The organism is Micromonospora sp. NPDC047740, from assembly GCF_043204735.1.
In the GTDB taxonomy this organism is placed as follows: domain Bacteria; phylum Actinomycetota; class Actinomycetes; order Mycobacteriales; family Micromonosporaceae; genus Micromonospora.
The window spans coordinates 110,784-127,833 of record NZ_JBIDCT010000022.1 but is presented as its reverse complement, the minus strand read 5'-3'; the positions used below and the strand labels follow the sequence as shown (position 1 = coordinate 127,833).

The window sequence follows — 17,050 nt, the reverse complement described above, 5'->3', positions numbered from 1 at the left end:
TCGGTGTAGGCCTTCCAGGTAGTCGTGGTCTGCCAGGAGACCTGACCTTCGCGAAGGAGGTCCTCGAGCTCGTCGAGCGACTGGACCCGGCCGCCCAGGGGCGACGATGTTCGGGTCCGGGTCCGTTACGCGGGGCGCGCGGCGGTCTACGGCAGACGCGCGAGGTATGCGAGCAGCGCCTTGCGGCTGTCCGGCAGCCCGTACTCGTCAACGAGCATAGCGACGTTGCCGAAGTCCTGCCCGTCGATCAGCCAGGGATCGGGTGACCGGCTCAGCACCTCGACGAGCCGTCGCTGTCGCGGCGCCAACGCCGCAGCGGGCGTCGCCGCCGGCAGCGGCCCGTCCGGGAACGCGAGGCGAAACGCCTCTCCCAGCACTGTCAACGACTGGTCGCCGCTGACGGTGGCCAGCCGGCGGAGCAGCGCGTCGAAGGCGCGGTCCGCGTGCTGGGGGCCGAGCTGCCGCAGGGCGAATCCGGCGTACCCACCCAGGTCCCCATTGAGGAACGGCACCCACCCCGCGTCCGACAGCGAGTTCACCGTGTCATCGGGCGGGGCGGCTGCCCAGGCCAACAGCTCGTCAACGGTCGCCTGGTCAGCCTCCGCACCCAGTACCCGGGCCCGTCCGATCGCGGTGGCCCAGCGGACCAGCGGGTGCGGGTCGGCCAGCAACCGGATGTCTGGCGCGGTGCCGAGCAACCCCGTGGCCACCAGCATGGTGGCCACCGCACCGGGCTCCGGTACGGTCTCCGCCCGGTCGGGCTCCAGTCTGGCCGCGGTCGCGTGAGTCAGCGCGGGCAGGCTGCCGGTGGCCTCCTCGGGGAACCAGGCGAGGGCGTGCGCCGCCCCGATTCGCACCCCCAGATCAGGGTGGCCCAGCAGAATGCGGAACAGCGGCACCCCGGCCCGTACCGCGTCGTACACCGCCAGTTCGATGTACGACCACAGCCGGTTCTGCTCCTCTGCGGCCAGGGACTGGACGTACGCGTACTCGACGTACTCCTGCTTCGCGTCGTCCTCACCGGTCCAGGGGAGTGGCTTGGCGGCCAGCAGCTCTCGCCCGCCTTCGGCGGCCCGGCGGTAGTCGGTCACCGGGAAGCCGTCCGGCAGGAAGTTCTCGTCGTAGCCGACCGCCAGGGAGGTCAGCAGGGCGAGTATCGCCGCCGGGTCGGGGGTGGCGGGGTCGGCGAGCAGTTCCAGCAAAAACGGCACTGCGTAGGCGCTCGCCTGGTACCGGCTGCCCTGGTGGAAGATGTTGGTGTAAAGGGTGCCGAGGGCGTCATCTCGTTCAGCCGGATCGGGCGATCGCAGGGCGCGGATCTGGCCGGGCAGATCGTCGGCCGCCCCGTAGGCGTGGCCGAGCCGCCGCCACTCGATGTCGTCAAGGCCTTCGAGCATGCCCTATGTTCCCCGTCGCCCATTCCGGCGTGGCGGTCGGGGTGCCGCCCGGAACGCCGGGGCAGGTGGGGACGTTCACGGGCGGCCGGGGGCGGGCGAACCGTGCGCGGTGCAAAAAATCTGTTTCGGTACGTGCACGACCAGGCAGACGACGCTGCCCCAGTTGCGCGACAGGGTCGGAGCGTGTCCACGGCCGAGACCGTCGACGGAGAGTGTCGGTCATCGGCAATCTTCGGGAGCGAAGTGATTGGACTTCGCAGATGCTCGATCCCGGGCCGCTTTGTCGCCCGTCGGTGGGAGGCAGCCGCGGCGGGGCCGGGTCGGGTCGGGCCGGGCCACCCGGTTGTCGTACCCGCACCCGCCGGGTCCGTACGGCCCCGAGCGGGTGATCTGCGACGTGCCGGGTGGCCCGCTCACCGAGGTGCGCGGCGTGCTGATCGATGTGGAGTGGCGTGGCTCCCCCGGCTGGCTGTTGCGGGACCGGAGGTTGCTGGCGCTCCCGGGATCGCGCAGATCTATGCGTTTCGCATATAGTTGGGGCATGGGGTCAAGCCTTGAAGCAGCCATCAACGAGTGGCACGCGAGTGTGAATGACGGGGACCTGCAGCGGTCGGCGAGGGCTGTTGGTGATCCGATCGTCGTGCTGGGACCGAAGGGCGCTGGCCCGATCACACCTGAGCAGTTCGCAGAGTGGGTGGAGCGTTCCGGGATCAAGCTGGTCCCGCGGTCGTGGCACCCGATCAGTGAGCGGCTCATGGTGGTGGAGGAGGATGCGACCTGGCCGGAGAGCAAGGCGCCAACGCGCGTGGCGACGGTCTTCCGCGTTTCCGGCGGCAAGGTGACTGCCTCACTGCGGTTGCCCGACCTCAAGTCGGCACTCGAGCTGGCCTACATCTGCCGCGAGATGGGGGCATCGGAGTGACCAGCCCGGGGCCGGGCCAGGTCTTGTTCGGCTTCGTGCGGCACTGGTCACGCCGATCCGTGACGGGGGATCCGGGGGCCGAGCAAGGACGACTCGTGCTGGTCAGCGAGGCGGTCCTCGCCCTCACCGAGCGCGGGATCTCTCCAACGGTCAACGCGATCGCACACGAGATCGGGATCGACCAGAGCGGAGCTTCACGGCTGATCAAGAGTGCCACCGCGGCGGGATACCTGGCCATGGCGGCCTCCTCGGCTGATGGCCGGCGACGCGAAGCGTCCCTCACACCCGCAGGCCGGGCCCTGCTGGAGCAGGCTCACCGGTGGCAGGGAGAGGTCTTCGACCAGCTGACCGCAGGTTGGAATGAGAAGCGGCGCCGCGACTTCCAGCAGGCGATGACTGACCTGATGGACCGGTCGTACGCGATGGACGCATGCGCCATGCCAACGCGTCGCTGAGCATCGAGGGACGCCGGTGGCTGGTCGAGCGCTGCAAGCCAAGCCCATTGCTCATGTCGCGGCAGAGATGGCTTCCCCTGGCCGCATCCATGACCTCGTGCACGCCCTCCTCGCGGTGAGAGGGGCACTGTGCACACCTCGCAGAGGAATCTGAGCATCGTGCACGGTAGCTCCGGCAGGATGCCGCGTCATAGCGTGAACCCTGTCGGGATGAAGATCATTACCCCCTCCACGTTCTTTTTGATCGAAGGGCTTCCATGAATTTCAGGAATTCGCAGTGGCGGCGTGCTGCCGCCGGCGTAGCGGCCGGGATGCTCGTCATCAGCGGGCTGCTGCTCCCGTCCAGCGCGCAGGCGGAGCCCGCCTCCAACGCCCCCGTGCGCGACGTACAGGTGGCTGGCGGCATCAGCGGCAAGGCGGCGACGGCGCTGGTCGACCGGCTCGGCAAGGCGCGTACCGGCGGCACCTACCTCGATCGGGAAAGCCAGCGCCTCGTCGTCGCCGTCACCGACGATGCCGCCGCCCAGGAGGTACGCGAGGCGGGCGGCATCGCCAGGGTCGTGCGTTACAGCACCTCCCAGCTCGACGCCATCACCACTACGCTCAACGAGTCGATCAGTCTGCCCGGCAGCTACTGGGGCACGAATTCGGTCGACAACCAGATCGAGGTCCGAGTGAGCAGCGCCGTCTCCGACACGGACTACGCCAAGGTGCAGGCGATCGCGGCCCGCTTCGGCTCCGCAATGGATGTCGGTCGATTCCAGGGCAAGCTCCAGAAGGACCTGAGTGGCGGCCGGTACATCAAGTCCGACGACGGCGGCACTTGCTCGTCCGGCTTCAACGTGCGAGACAAGAGCAACCCCGACTCGCTGTACTTCCTGACGGCCGGCCACTGCACCAAGGGCACCGTTGACAACGACTGGCGCGACGCGAACGCCACGTACCTCGGCTACGACGTCGGCGCTTTCTACCCGGAGCGCGACCACGGTCTGATCCGGCACTACAACGCCAACGTCAGCAAGCCGGGCAACGTCTACCTGCACAACGGCGAATACCAGGACATCGTCTATTCGCGCGACGCGTCCGTCAACGAGCCGGTCTGCCACAGTGGCTATGCCTCCGGATACCAGTGCGGCTACGTGACCCAGACCGGGATAACGGCCAACTACGGTGACGGAAACGTCTACAACCTCGTCGCCACAAGCTACTGCCGGGAGGGCGGCGACAGCGGCGGTCCGGTCTTCTGGCGTGACGCCGCCATCGGTATCCACTCCGGCGGGCACGACTGCGTCGGCTTCTACCAGCGGGTCAACCCGGCCCTTTCCTGGTACGGAATGGAAGTCTACTGACCGGCACCGTGTCAGAGGTCAGGTCAGGGCAGGTGAGCGAGCCGCGCCCTGCCTGGCGGCTCTGCACGGGCAACCTTGAGCGTGTCGAAGGTAACCGATGGGACGAGTTATGAGAATCTCCAGAGTGGTACGGCTGCCGGCTGTCGCCGCGGTGGTACTGACGATGACCGCGACCGCCCTGTCCGCCGGGCCCGCTTTCGCGGTCGCGCCCAGTCCTGAGGGGTACACCCTGTTCGGCGCCGATGAAACGCTGAACGGTGTCACCTACGACAGCTTTCGGATTCCGGCCATCGTGGCCACCACGCCGGGCACGCTGGTTGCGTTCGCCGAAGGCCGGCGCAACAACGAGGGCGACTGGGGCGACATCGACCTGGTGATGAAGGTTTCGACGGACAACGGGGCGACCTGGTCCGGGCTGCAGCCGGTCGCGACGGCGGGCACAGACACGTGGGGCAACCCGACTCCGGTTTACCACCCAAACAGCAACCCGGCCACGGGTGGGACGATCTGGCTGTTCGCGCAGCGGACCGACGGCAGCATCACCGATGTCTCGCAGGTGACCTGGGGGAATCGGGAGGTCTTCGCGCTATCCAAGTCGGTCGGAGCGGACGGCGCGCCCAGCGGGGCGTGGACGTTCAAGAACCTCAACTCCACGCTCAAGCCGTCCAGCTACAAGTGGGATGCGGTCGGCCCCGGCAACGGCATCCGCCTCACCCAAGCGGGCCCGGACAAGGGCGCCCTGGTCATCCCCGCCTGGGGCCGTAGCTTCTACAGCAGGGACGGCGGGGTCACCTGGCACCAGTCGACCCTGCCCAGCCGCAACGGCATCGAAGGGACCGTCGCGGAGAAGACCAATGGCACCCTCTACCGCAACGACCGCCCGAACGCGGCTGGCTTCCAGCCCTACCGCACCTACCTGAGCGGGACCCTCGCCGGCGGATACACGGGGTACCAATGGCACAACGGCGTCCACGACACGCTCACCGAGCCGACCCAGGCCCAGGGCTGTCAGGGCTCGCTGCTCCGCTACAACTTCGACGGCAGGCACCGGCTGATGTTTCTTCACCCGAGCCATCCCACCTACCGCCGGGACATGAAGATCAGCATCAGTTACGACAACGGCGCCACCTGGGACAAGATGTCGCGTCTCATCCCTCGCCCGGCTGGATGGGGCGGCGATGATCCGGTCGAGGGCGGCTACTCCAGTATGGCCAAGACGTCGGATTACCACGTCGCCGCGCTCATCGAAGCCAGCAAGGCCGACTCATCCAACCCCGATGGCACCGGCTCGAAGGCACACATCATCGTGTTCCACAAGTTCAACCTCAACTGGATCCTGAACGGCCGCACCGAGCCGTAGCGGGTCACGCCCTCGGTGCTGCATTTCAGGGCCGGGAGGATGTCAAGCGCAAGGTCACTGTACGAGGAACCGAGAGGGCCGGTTGCGCCACTGCCAGGGCGGCAGCGGTCGTCGCAAGGGTCCCTCAATCGAGGGTGGGGAAGGGATCCGGGAGGGCGGGTGTTGACCGCGCCCTCCCGGCCCTTCCCGGTGCCAGTGGTTCTGCTGAACGGCTTATCCGCAGGTCACCCGGGCCTCGCCCCAGTCGGCGTGGTCGAAGTTCCTACCGTCTCCACCGTCGGTGACCTTCAAGGTCAACATGCGTACTCCTGCGACGTCGACGCCGAGTGGGCGCGCTCCGTCGGCACGCCGGACGACTCCGGTGTCGGCGAGTTGCCGGCCGTCGCCGAGGACCTGGAACACGACCGAGCCGGACTGGCTGACCTCGTCGTCGATGCCGACCTCGGCCTGCAGTTGGCTGCAGGCCCCACCCAGCCACACGGTGAGCTGGCTCGGCGCGTGGGTCCCGATGCCCTTGGCGTACGTCCTGCCGCCGATGGACAGGGTCTGCCCGTCACCGGCACCCGTCTCTCCGTTGGATTTGTCGCGTTCGACCGGCCCCCACCCGTTGCTCTCGCTCAGGAACGGCAGGTCGCTCACGTACGTTGTTCCGCTCGGGCTAGGTGGCGGAACGAACACGCGGACGGCCTCCTCGACATGCACCGGGCGCTTCTGCGGGTCGTCGGAGAAGCGGTAGGTGGCGACGACCGGGACGTCGACGTAGCCGGGGGCGGCATCCTCCGCGGCGGTGACCGTCCACGCGCCACTGATCGACTCGCCAGCCCGCAGGCGCTTCGTCGATACTGGCGCGCCGTTCACGCTCCAGCCCGCGGTCGGTGTCACGCGCAGCGTGACGTCGGTGATCGGCGCGCCGGCGGGCAGGGTGAACGTGCCGCGTACGTCGATGGTGCTGCCTGGCCGTGCCTCCGCCTGGGTGGGCGTCACCGCAAGATTTGTCTGCGGCACCCGGCGCACCGGCTGGTAACAGGTCGACATTCCCTTGGCGTACTTGCAGACCACGGACACGAAGCCTCCGTTGGTGGCTACCGGCACCGCGAGCCGGTCGTCCGAGTCGACAATCCGGGCCTCCCGGATCAGGCCGTGCGGGCCGTCGCGGAGGGTCTCCACGAGCCATTGGCCCTTGCCCAGAAACGTCAGCGGCGTCTCGAACGTCTTCGCCGGCACGGCCGAGATCGCGCCGAGGTACCAGCGCTCATCCGCCCGTCGGGCGAGGAAGACCTCCTGCCCTGGGCGTCCGCCGAGCAGGCGAGTCTCGTCCCAGGTCGTCGGGAGTTGGTTCAGCGTTCGGAGCGCCTCGGGGCGCGACTCGTAGTTCTCGGGTTTGTCCGCGGCATGCTGCCAGCCCGACTCGTACACCAGGAACGTCGCCGCCTCGTGTGCGGCAGTGGTGTCGCGGTCGGAGACGACGAAGGCGACCGGGGTGTAGTCCATGCCACCGACGACGTTGCGCGTGAACGGGAACATCGTGTTGGTCGCGGCCCGGGTACGGAACTGCTCCGCGCCGCGGATCGCCTCGACGGTCATGACGTGCGGCCACGTCCGTTGGATGCCGCGGGGGATGGTCGCGCCGTGGAAGTTGACCATGAGTTGCAGGTCGGCGGTCTTCCGGAGAATGTCGTCGTACCACGCGAAGCGCGCCTGGGAATCCGAGTCCATGAAGTCGACCTTCACGCCGGCGACACCCCAGGACTTGATGAGCGGGAGCGTCTCGTTTCGTTCCTGTGCGGTGTCCAGGGCCGTCCAGTGGAACCACAGCAGCACCTCGACACCCCGAGCGCGCGCGTAGCGCACCACCTCCGGTACCCAACTGCGGTCCCAGCCCTCGTCGATCAGGACGTAGGACCATCCGTTGCGGGCGGCGAAGTCGACGTACTGCTTCTGGCGCACCGGGTCCCGAGGGCTGTCGTGCTCCGACAGCCACGACCACGCGACCGTGCCGGGGCGGATCCACGAGGTGTCGGCCACCTTCGACGCCGGTGCCAGGTCGTCGACGAGCGTCGAGGTGGTCACCGTGGCTAGGTCGCCCACGATCGCGGTACGCCAGGGCGTGGCCAGCGGGCCGGGTGAGGTGACCTCCGCGTCGGCGAGCTTGATCGTGTAGTTCCCCGATCCCGCATGGTGCGTGAGGCGGCCGCCCGAGTATCGCCCGTCGACGTCCGACTCGGTGAGCAGGACGTAGGTGTTCTCGATGTCGAACAGTGCCGGGAAGCCGAAGTCGCCCGCTGCTGCCGCTGCGGCGGTCGTCTCGACCCGGGTCCCCTCGTAATTGGGGGTGTAGGGCAGCAGCCACGCGGGTGCGCCGCTCGGCAGGGAGTACGACGATGCCTCCCGCTTGACGGTGACGCCGTCGGCGTCGGGAAGGACGTACCGGAAGGCCACGCCGTCGGCCGAGACGCGGACCACGAGGTCCATCCGCGTGCCGTGGGCACCGGCGAACGAGAGCGTCGTTTCCGCCAGCGTGGCGTGGCGGACGCGCTGCTTTCCGGTGGTCATGATGTAGTTCTCCGCCACTGTCCGGTCGGTGCGGCGGAGGAAGGTCAGGCCTCTGGTCAGGTCTTCGGCCGTGGTCTCGATGCCGACAGCGGAGGGCGCGAGCACGGTTTTGCCCTGGTGGGCGACGGCGAGCGACAACGCGCCGTCGACGTCGAGCGCGACCGTCGCCGATACCGGCGTTACCGGCGACGGAGCACCGATCGCCCAGGTGGCGGTATCCGAAGCTGTGGCGGGGTTGGCCGCCACTGCCGCCGTAGCGGCGGCGAGTATGGGTACGACGCAGCGAACGATGAGCCGATGCCACGAGCTGTGCACACGCATAGATCATCCCTTCTACACAGGTTCGATCAGCGGATGCCGAAGCAGCAGGCACGTGCCAGGGCGACGATGTGGCAGGTGATCGACGCGAGGCCTGTGCCTGCGCCGCGAGTTGCGGGACCCGTTGAACCTGACCGCGGTCGCGTTGCCTACGACGGCAAGAGCCGGCCGGGTGTGGCCGGCGTGAGGAGCCAACCTCCCTCCTGTCCGTTCACAAAATCCAACACCGGCGAACAGGGGTGCCGTTTGTGCGAGCGCCCTCATGGCCCTCGCGACGCGAAGCCTAGGGCGCGTAGCCGTGGACCGCTATCCTATACATCCGATGTTCATTCATGTCCATACTTGATCGGTCCTGTTGCGGTCGTTAATCTCGCGGAAACGTTCCTGCCCGGAGCAAGGCCGACCAGGACCCCCATGTCCGGCAGCAGTCCCAGGTGCCACCGGATGTGGACGAACCTGAGCGTGCCGGGGGCGCGCCCGACGTCCGCCGCGTCCACCGACCGGTCTCTCCGCCGCATCCGAGGAGGAGTCTGTGATGCACGTACCACTCCGACCGACCTGGCCGGCTACCGCGCGCCGCTCGACGTCGCGGATCGCGGCCCTCACGGTCGCCCTCGTCGCGGCGCTACTCGCCGGAACTCTCGCAGCCACACCCGCCAGGGCGGAGACCGCCCGGTGGACGGTCACGGCTACCTTCGCTCCCGACGGCCCGACGGCGCAGGTCACTCACGACACGGAGGCGGGGACCATCTCGTTGGCCGTGTCCCGCGGCGGTCGGACGGTCCTGCCGCCCAGCCCGCTGGGCATCCGGACCGAAGACGCCGACCTGACCGGCGGGCTGCGGTTCCTCGGCCGTAGCGACCGCACCGACGTCGAGCGCTACACGACGACAGTCGGCAAGGAAGCGCAGCGGCTCGCGATCTTCCGGGAGGCGCGATTCCGGTTCGCCGGCGCGGGCGACGCCCGGCTCGACCTGGTCGTCCGGGTCGCCGACGACGGCGTCGCCTACCGGTATGAACTGCTCGACGACTACGGGTCGGTGCTCGGCGAGGCGTCCGCGTTCACCGTTCCCGCCGACAGCACCGCGTGGCTGGCGAACCACCGCCGGGACTACGAGAACCCCTACGTCCAGACCACCGCCGCGGCCGCGGCCGCCCGGGAGTACCTCGCCCCGGCGCTGTTCGACGTCCACGGCACCTACCTGATGCTCGCCGAGTCCAACCTCGACGGACGCTACTCGGGCGGCAGCCTGGTGCATGACGGCACCGGCACGTACCGGGTGAAGGTCTGGGACCAGAGCGTCCTGGTCGACGGGCCGTTGGCGACGCCCTGGCGGGTGATGGTCGTCGGCGACCTCGACACGATCGCCACCTCGACGCTCGTGGACGACCTGGCGCCGCCGTCGCGGCTCACCGACACCTCGTGGATCCGCCCCGGCCAGGTGCTCTGGACCTGGCTCGCCGGAGGGCGCGCCGCCGGGCAGAGCCTGACCCGGCAGATGGGGTACGTCGACTACGCCGCGCAGCGCGGCTGGCCGTACGTCGCGGTCGACGCGGGCTGGTACTTCGACCCCCAGCAGTGGGACGTCACCGACCCGAACTGGCGTACCAACAGCTGGATGCCCGAGCTTGTGCGCTACGGGCGCGAGCGGAACGTCGAGATCATCGTCTGGATCCACTTCCGGGACCTCGACACCGCGCAGGAACGGTCCGAGTGGCTGCCGACGCTGCACGAGTGGGGAGTCAAGGGCGTCAAAATCGACTTTATGGACTCCGAGTCGCAGAACCGGCTGCGGTGGTACGACGAGATCCTGCCCGCGACCGCCGACAACGAGCTGCTGGTGAACTTCCACGGCTCGAACATCCCCAAGGGCATTCACCGGGTCTGGCCCCACGTCATGACCATGGAGGGCGTTCACGGCGCGGAAAAGAGCAGCCTCACCACCAGCCACATCACCGCGCTGCCCTTCACCCGCAACGTGGTCGGCTCGATGGACTACACACCGATGGCGTTCCACCGCAACCGGCCCACCTCCGACGCCCACGAGCTGGGGCTGTCGGTCGTCTTCGAGTCCGGCCTGCAGAACCTCGCTGGCACCCCGGAGTCATACGACGCGCGGCCGGAGGCGGTGCGCTTCCTCGAACAGGTGCCGACCGTCTGGGACGAGACCAAACTGCTCGCAGGCCGTCCCGCCGACAACGCCGTCTTCGCCCGTCGCAGCGGCCAACGGTGGTTCCTCGGCGGTAGCACCTCCGGTGCCGCCCGGACCCTGAACGTACCGCTGAACCTGCCGGCCGGGCCGTGGCTGGTGGAACTGATCACCGACGGGGACAGCGGGCTCGTGCGCAGCCAGCGCGTCGTGCAAGCCGGAGACACCCTGCCCGTCGAGGTGATCGCCAACGGCGGCTTCGCCGGCCTGGCATGCCGCTGGCACGCGAACCTCACCACCTGCGACCGGCCATAGCCGCACCCGCGAGTTCCCGAGGGGAGAGCCATGCGCACACCACCATCAGGCAGGTCGCCGTCGAGGCGACGTACCACCTGCGCGGCGCTGGCCGTGTCCGCGTCACTGCTGCTCGCACCGGCAGGCGTCGTCCCCGCCAGCGCTGCGGTCCCCGCGACCACGGCCGCGCCCGACGGGGAGACGCTCACCGCCGCGAGTTCCTCGCCGCAGCTCGCCGAAGCCGTCAACTGGGCCATGTCGCGCGCACGGCAGCATGTGCAGACCGGCAAGCACGGCCCGGTGAACGGGAACGGCAGCAACCCCGGCACCGGCGAGGCCGACTACATCCCGTCGTACTGGGCGGGCTACGCCCACCGCACCGCCTTCTACTCGCGCGACTTCGTCCACCAGGCCGCAGGCGGGCACCTGCTTGGCTTGGAGGCCGAGAACAAGTCGATGCTCACCGCGTTCGCGGCGAGCGCGAACGAGGCGCGTAAGTGGTACCCGCTGTGGGCGTTGAACTTCGACGGCAGCCCCTACAACGTGGACTACCGCAGCGACACGAACTTCGTACGCGAAGTACCCGCGGTGTTCGAGCTCGTGCAGGAGGCCGAAGAGCAGTACCGCTGGACCGGCGACGCCGACTACCTCGACGACCCCGTGCTCTGGCGGTACTACACCAAAGCAGTCACCGACTTCGTCGCGCTCCACGACACGCAGCTACCCAACGGCATAGCCGAGGGCACCGGCCGTGGCATCTTCCAAGGCGCCGCGAGCTACAACGAACGCAGCGATCACGCCGTCATCGAAGCCGGCGACGGGCTCGCCTCCCAGTACCGCGCGTACCTCGCCTACGCGTACCTCGCCAAGCAGAAGGGCGACACCGCTACGGCGGCGACCTTCGAGCGCAAGGCCGCGGAGCTCAAGCGGTGCTTCGAGGACGAATGGGGCGTCACCCGGGACGCCTGGGAGTATGTGCGCGGCCGCGGCCCAGCGAACGAACCGTACGCCGGCTTCGGACGCGAGAACTCGGTCTTCTACGCCGTCAAGGAGTTCATCGACGCCCACGACAAGCGCACGTGGGACTACCTCGAATACCTCGACCGCATGTACGTCGAGGACCGGCCCCCGAACATCGAGGCGACGACCTACGTCCCCGACGCGCTGTTCAACTACGGCTTCGACGTGCAGGCGTGGACCTGGATGAAGGACATCATCTCCAAACTCCACCTCCCGCACGAGGTCCCCACCCAGGGCACGAACGGCGACTACCCCGAAACGAGCTTCACGCTCGTATCCCAGACCGTCGAGGGACTCGCCGGGGTCCGGCCGAACGCACCCGAGCACGCTGTGTCGGTGCGCTCACACCTGCCCGCCGAGATCGGATGGCTCGACCTCGACCACATCCAGGTCGGCGCGCACGACTTCGGCGTCCGCCACGACGGCACGACAAAGACGGTCGTCAAGCACAACGACGGACCGCAACCGCTGACGGTCACCGTGCAGTTCCCGGGCGGCTGGCCGAAGCTCAAGGTCGACGGCACGCCCGTAGAGCCCGAATACGTGCACGTCAACGGCCGAGCGCTCTCCCAGGTCACGCTGACCGTTCCCGTCGGCCGGTCGGTCACCGTCACCACCAGCGGCGACGTGAACCCGAACCGGCACGGCGACCTCATCCTCACCCATCCGCAGGACTTCGCGCTGCTCTCGCCAGCCAACGGCGTGACCCGCGTGCCCGCCAAGGGCGCGACCTTCACCTGGCAGCCCGCGGTGAACGCCCGGGAGTACCACCTGCGCATCGCCCGGAACGCGGCGATGACCGACGTCGTCGCCGAGGCCACAGTCAAGGAGCCGACCGCGACGATCGGTTCACTCGATGCCGGGCGGACCTTCTACTGGGAGGTCACCGCCGTGAACCCCCGCACCGGGCAGAAGCTCGTGGCGCCCGGCGGCCAGTGGCGCTTCCGCACCATGCCCACAGCGGTGCCGGACGCGCCGTCCCCGGTCGGCGCGTACCGCGTCGGGAACCACGTCGGCGTCACCTGGACAGCGTCCGACGGCGCACTGACCTCGACGATCTACCGCGCACAGGCGGGAAGCGACGACTTCACGGCCATCGCCACCGACCAGACGGGCACCTCCTACCTGGACCGCGGCGCAGCCGGCGGGCCCTACCGGTACAAGGTGACATCGACGAACGAGGTGGGCGAGGGGCCGGGAACGATCGCCGAGGAGCAGGCCGCACCCGCCGACGGCCCCGTCGAGTACCTCAGCGACCGCGACTGGGTCTCGGCGACCGCCGGATGGCGAACGGTGCAGAAGGACCGCGCCGTATCAGGCAACCCGATCCGCATCAACGGCACCGAGTACGCCAAGGGCATCGGCACCCACGCCAACTCTGAGATCGTCTACGACCTCGAACCGGCGGACACCAGGTTCGTCGCGACCGTCGGCATCGACGACGTGCAGCGCAACTCGCCGAACGCATCGGTCACCTTCCAGGTGCTCGCCGACGGCAAGGTCGTCTACGACAGCGGGCTCATGCGCGCGCAGCCGTACTCACCGCCGCAGCGCGTCGAGCTCGACATCCTCGGCATCGAGCGACTCGTGCTGCGAGTCACCGACGCCGGCAACACCAACAACAGCGATCACGCCGACTGGGCCGACGCCAAGGTCATCCGCCTTCCGGGAAGCTGAAGATCACCGCGGGCGGGGAGCCAATCCTTCCCGCCCGCGGTATTGCCGCGCGTCCAATTGCATGAGCCGCAGCCGCCGCCACGGTGGCAAGCGGTTGTCGTCTGTAGTCGCACAACCTAGGTTGAGCGACGTCCCCGTAACCTCGAGGAGGCCCGGTGGCAGCTTCGACCGGCAGCGACGGGCGGGCGGCCCCCACCATCTACGATGTGGCCCGCGCGGCGGGCGTTGCCGCGTCGACGGTGTCCCGGGCATTCGCCCGCCCGGGCCGGGTCAACGCCGACACAGCCGGGCGGATCCGCAAGATCGCGGCGGAACTGGGCTACCGCACCAATCCCGTCGACCGCGCGCTGCTCAGCGGGCGTTCCTCGATGATCGCGCTGGCCATCTCCGACATCACCAACCCGTATTACTTCGAGATCATCCGTGGTGCTCAGGCGGCAGCGATGGAGGCCGGCTACACGATGCTGTTCGCCGACGCGCAGGAGTCCGACCAGCTCGAGCGGGAGGCGTTGGACCGGGCCGTCCAGACGGTGGAGGGCATCGTGCTGGCCAGCACCCGGATGTCCGACACCTCGATCCGGATGACGGCCAAGCTCCGGCCGCTGATCGTGCTCAACCGGGCCGTCGCGGGCGTGCCGTCGGTGGTGACGGATCACCGGCAAGGCATGTGGCAGGCCGTGGACCACCTGCACGGCCTTGGTCACCGCCACATCACCTATCTGGCCGGGCCGGCGGCGGCGTGGTCGGACGGGATCCGCTGGCAGGCGTTACGGGAGGCCACCGTCGAACTGGGCCTGCGACTGCACCGCCTCGGCCCATATCCGCCCACCGTGCTCGGCGGCGTCGCCGCCGCTGCCGACTACTGCCGACGACCGAGCAGCGCGGTCATCGCCTACAACGACCTGCTGGCCCTGGGACTGCTGCGCGGCCTCTCGGCCGTCGGGGTCCGGGTGCCACAGGACGTCAGCGTCGTGGGGTTCGACAACATCTTCGGTACCGACCTGGTCACGCCCGGCCTGACCACCCTCGCCGCGCCGCTGCACCTCCTCGGACACACCGCCGTGCAGGGCCTGCTCGCTCTCATCTCCGGCGCCCAGCCTCCGGTCGACAAACCGCTCACGATTCCGACCCGCCTGGTGGTCCGCGCCTCCACGGATCAACCGCGGCGACCCGGATCGCTGCCTACCCGAACAGGCGGAATTCCCCGCCCCGCGGCAAAGCCCGTCGGCCCGGAACAGCACGGATAGGCCAGGTCGGACCCGGAGCGGATCGCCGCCGTCTGAGCACCCGAGCTCGTACGCCGACACCGGCGTCGGCTCTGCGGCACGCAAGCCGGTGCCGGATGGTGGCCCCAGGCGCGGTGGGGGAGTGCCCGACGGGACCGCCGACAGCGACATCCGCTCGGGGTGCGGCGGGGTCGCCTCCTGCGGCCCGTTACCTGTCAGTGCGCTCTAGCGACTGATCGGCATGTCCCGCCTTGCGGTGGGACGGTCCCGGTCTTGTCCGCCTGAGCGGGGCCGGGTTGACGCTTCATGGCCACCGGCCCGCCGGGGCGGGTCTTACGGTCGGCTCCACGTCCTGCCACCGGGCCACTCCCGGCGGTGGTGACCTCACGCGCGAGCGCGGCGAGGTTACGCGCGGCGTTCAGGTCCCGATCGAGGGCCAAGCCGCACGAGTCGCACAGGTAGGTTCGGACACGCAGCGGCAGCTTGGCTTTCACCGCGCCACAGTCCGAACAGGTTTTGCTGGAGGGATACCAGCGGTCGGCCACGATCCGCCGGCCGCCGTTCCATTCAGCCTTGTACGCGACCTGTCGGCGGATCTCACCGAAGCCGGCGTCCGCGACCTGTCGGGCTAGCCGCCGGTTGCGCAGCATGCCGGCCACGTTGAGGTCTTCGACCACGATCGTGCCGTACTTGCTGGCGAGGCGGGTGGTGAGCTTGTGCAGGCCGTCGCGGCGCAGGTTCGCCACCCGCGCATGCGCTCGAGCGACCTGCTGGCGGGCGCGTTCCCACCGATTCGAGGGCCGTAGGCCGGTGCGCCGGTCCGGCCCGACGCGCCGGGACATCTGCCGGGCCAGACGCCGCATCCGTTGGGCCGCCTCGTCCAGGTGCCGGGGGTTGGGCAGCATCTCGCCGGTGGACAGCACTGCCAGGTGGGTGATCCCCACATCGACGCCGACCACCGCCTGCGGGCGTGTCGGGGTGCGCTCGGCCCGCTCGACCTCGACGCAGAACGCGACATGCCACTGCCCGCCGTCACGGCGCACGGTCGCGGACAGGATCCGGGCCGTGCCCGCCTCCAAACGGCGGGCGAGCTTGCGGGCGGACTCGTGCAGCTTCAACCGGCCCAGCCGGGGCAGCACGACATGCTTGCGGTCCGCCTCCACCCGGATCGCGCCGGTGATGAACCGGACGCTGGGGGTGGCGCGACGGCGGGACTTGAACCGCGGAAACCCCACCCGCCGCCCAGCCCGCTTACCCGTACGCGAGTCCGACCAGTTCTTCAATCCGCGCGCCAGGTTGTCCAGGCCGGTGTTGTACGCCTCCTTGGAACACTCCGGCCACCACGGCGCCACATCCGGCTTCGCCTGGTTCCACGCCTTGCGCAACTTGGCCAGACTCCAGCCGACGGTCGGGGTCAGCAACTCATCAGGCACCCCGTAGGAGCGTTCCGCGGCGCGCTGATCCATGACCGCCTTCACCCGCGCCAGGGCCCAGTTGTACGCAACCCTGGCCGCGCCCGCATGCGCCAGCACCGCCCGTTCCTGAGACGGCGTCAGGTCCAGAGCGAACCGGTATGCCTGTATCGCCTTCACGACGGCGGGTCCTGTGTGGTGGCGGCCTCGACCGCTCGGCGCGCCCGATTCGCAGCAGCCCGACGGCCGTAGAGACGCGCGCACAACGCGGTCAAGATCTCCGTGACGTCCCGGACCAGGTCGTCGTCGACCTCCGCCGGGTCGACCACCAACAGCTTGCGGCCCTGCGCGGTCAGCGCCGCCTCGACGTACTCGGCACCGAAGCGGGCGAACCTGTCGCGGTGTTCCACCACGATGGTCGTCACCGTCGGGTCGCGGAGCAGGGCGAGGAACTTTTTGCGGTGCCCGTTCAGTGCGGATCCGACCTCGGTCACCACCTGCGACACCGGCAGGTTCTGCCCAGTCGCCCACGTGACGACCCGAGCGACCTGCCGGTCAAGGTCAGCGCGCTGGTCGGCGGACGACACCCGGGCGTACACCACCACCCGCTCGACGCCAGCCGAGGCAGCAGGCAACGGCTCGCCCACCATGATGAGTCGGCCCAGCCGATAAGTAGGAACGGGCAACGTCCCCGCCGCGTACTGCCGCCGCGCGGTGACGTACGCGATGCCCTGAGACGCCGCCCACTCCTTCAAGTTCACCCGATCGCCATAGCACACGCAAGGGCGCTAGAGAGCACTCAATCGCGAGCAGTTGTTAACCCCTCACCACGCGCCATGGCAACTCACGGCAACTGGTGGTCTGCGGGCCCGCACCGGAACTACGGTCAGGTGCGACTCTTCCCCGGGGTCGGCGAGC

The 17,050-nt window shown here is 69.1% G+C and carries 11 protein-coding genes; 7 read left to right on the top strand and 4 right to left on the bottom strand.

Annotated elements, in window-relative coordinates:
* Window positions 1–146: 146 nt before the first annotated feature.
* Window positions 147–1,397, bottom strand: coding sequence for a hypothetical protein (locus ACGF4F_RS31655; protein ID WP_357447312.1), 1,251 nt, complete (start codon window positions 1,395–1,397; stop codon window positions 147–149).
* Window positions 1,398–1,827: 430 nt separating this feature from the next.
* On the opposite strand from ACGF4F_RS31655, the gene ACGF4F_RS31650 reads away from it, so the two are divergent.
* The 4 genes from ACGF4F_RS31650 (at window position 1,828) to ACGF4F_RS31635 (ending at window position 5,483) form a co-directional block, all read left to right on the top strand.
* Complete coding sequence (locus tag ACGF4F_RS31650; protein WP_357447309.1) at window positions 1,828–2,319, top strand: hypothetical protein; 492 nt, start codon at window positions 1,828–1,830, stop codon at window positions 2,317–2,319.
* Window positions 2,320–2,414: 95 nt separating this feature from the next.
* The gene (locus ACGF4F_RS31645; protein WP_357447306.1) at window positions 2,415–2,774 is read left to right on the top strand and encodes a MarR family winged helix-turn-helix transcriptional regulator; all 360 of its coding nucleotides are present in this window, start codon (window positions 2,415–2,417) and stop codon (window positions 2,772–2,774) included.
* 257 nt (window positions 2,775–3,031) lie between these two features.
* On the top strand, window positions 3,032–4,123 hold the full coding sequence (locus ACGF4F_RS31640) for a S1 family peptidase (RefSeq protein WP_393083181.1): 1,092 nt from the start codon (window positions 3,032–3,034) through the stop codon (window positions 4,121–4,123).
* A gap of 163 nt (window positions 4,124–4,286) precedes the next feature.
* Complete coding sequence (locus ACGF4F_RS31635; protein ID WP_357447300.1) at window positions 4,287–5,483, top strand: sialidase family protein; 1,197 nt, start codon at window positions 4,287–4,289, stop codon at window positions 5,481–5,483.
* Between the two features lie 213 nt (window positions 5,484–5,696).
* On the opposite strand, the gene ACGF4F_RS31630 is transcribed toward ACGF4F_RS31635, so the two are convergent.
* The gene (locus ACGF4F_RS31630; protein WP_393083178.1) at window positions 5,697–8,357 is read right to left on the bottom strand and encodes a glycoside hydrolase family 97 catalytic domain-containing protein; all 2,661 of its coding nucleotides are present in this window, start codon (window positions 8,355–8,357) and stop codon (window positions 5,697–5,699) included.
* Between the two features lie 532 nt (window positions 8,358–8,889).
* On the opposite strand from ACGF4F_RS31630, the gene ACGF4F_RS31625 reads away from it, so the two are divergent.
* From ACGF4F_RS31625 to ACGF4F_RS31615, 3 genes are all read left to right on the top strand, one after another.
* Entirely contained in the window at window positions 8,890–10,818 is a 1,929-nt protein-coding gene (locus ACGF4F_RS31625) for a glycoside hydrolase family 97 catalytic domain-containing protein (RefSeq protein WP_393083175.1), read from the top strand.
* Between the two features lie 93 nt (window positions 10,819–10,911).
* Window positions 10,912–13,494, top strand: a complete 2,583-nt coding sequence (locus ACGF4F_RS31620; protein WP_393083173.1) for an NPCBM/NEW2 domain-containing protein — start codon at window positions 10,912–10,914, stop codon at window positions 13,492–13,494.
* Window positions 13,495–13,649: 155 nt separating this feature from the next.
* Window positions 13,650–14,741, top strand: a complete 1,092-nt coding sequence (locus ACGF4F_RS31615) for a LacI family DNA-binding transcriptional regulator (RefSeq protein WP_393083170.1) — start codon at window positions 13,650–13,652, stop codon at window positions 14,739–14,741.
* Between the two features lie 194 nt (window positions 14,742–14,935).
* Here ACGF4F_RS31615 and tnpB read toward each other — a convergent pair whose 3' ends face one another.
* Together tnpB and ACGF4F_RS31605 are read right to left on the bottom strand one after the other, a co-directional pair.
* Entirely contained in the window at window positions 14,936–16,312 is a 1,377-nt protein-coding gene (gene tnpB, locus ACGF4F_RS31610; RefSeq protein WP_393083167.1) for an IS607 family element RNA-guided endonuclease TnpB, read from the bottom strand.
* The gene (locus ACGF4F_RS31605) at window positions 16,309–16,893 is read right to left on the bottom strand and encodes an IS607 family transposase (protein ID WP_393083164.1); all 585 of its coding nucleotides are present in this window, start codon (window positions 16,891–16,893) and stop codon (window positions 16,309–16,311) included. The genes tnpB and ACGF4F_RS31605 overlap by 4 nt, the downstream gene beginning before the upstream one ends.
* Between the last annotated feature and the right edge of the window lie 157 nt (window positions 16,894–17,050).

Bases quoted from the DNA above. Each gene is read 5' to 3' on its own strand.
- ACGF4F_RS31655 (WP_357447312.1), bottom strand. From the start codon at position 1,397: ATGCTCGAAGGCCTTGACGACATCGAGTGGCGGCGGCTCGGCCACGCC.
- ACGF4F_RS31640 (WP_393083181.1), top strand. From the start codon at position 3,032: ATGAATTTCAGGAATTCGCAGTGGCGGCGTGCTGCCGCCGGCGTAGCG.
- ACGF4F_RS31635 (WP_357447300.1), top strand. From the start codon at position 4,287: ATGACCGCGACCGCCCTGTCCGCCGGGCCCGCTTTCGCGGTCGCGCCC.
- ACGF4F_RS31630 (WP_393083178.1), bottom strand. From the start codon at position 8,357: ATGCGTGTGCACAGCTCGTGGCATCGGCTCATCGTTCGCTGCGTCGTA.
- ACGF4F_RS31625 (WP_393083175.1), top strand. From the start codon at position 8,890: ATGCACGTACCACTCCGACCGACCTGGCCGGCTACCGCGCGCCGCTCG.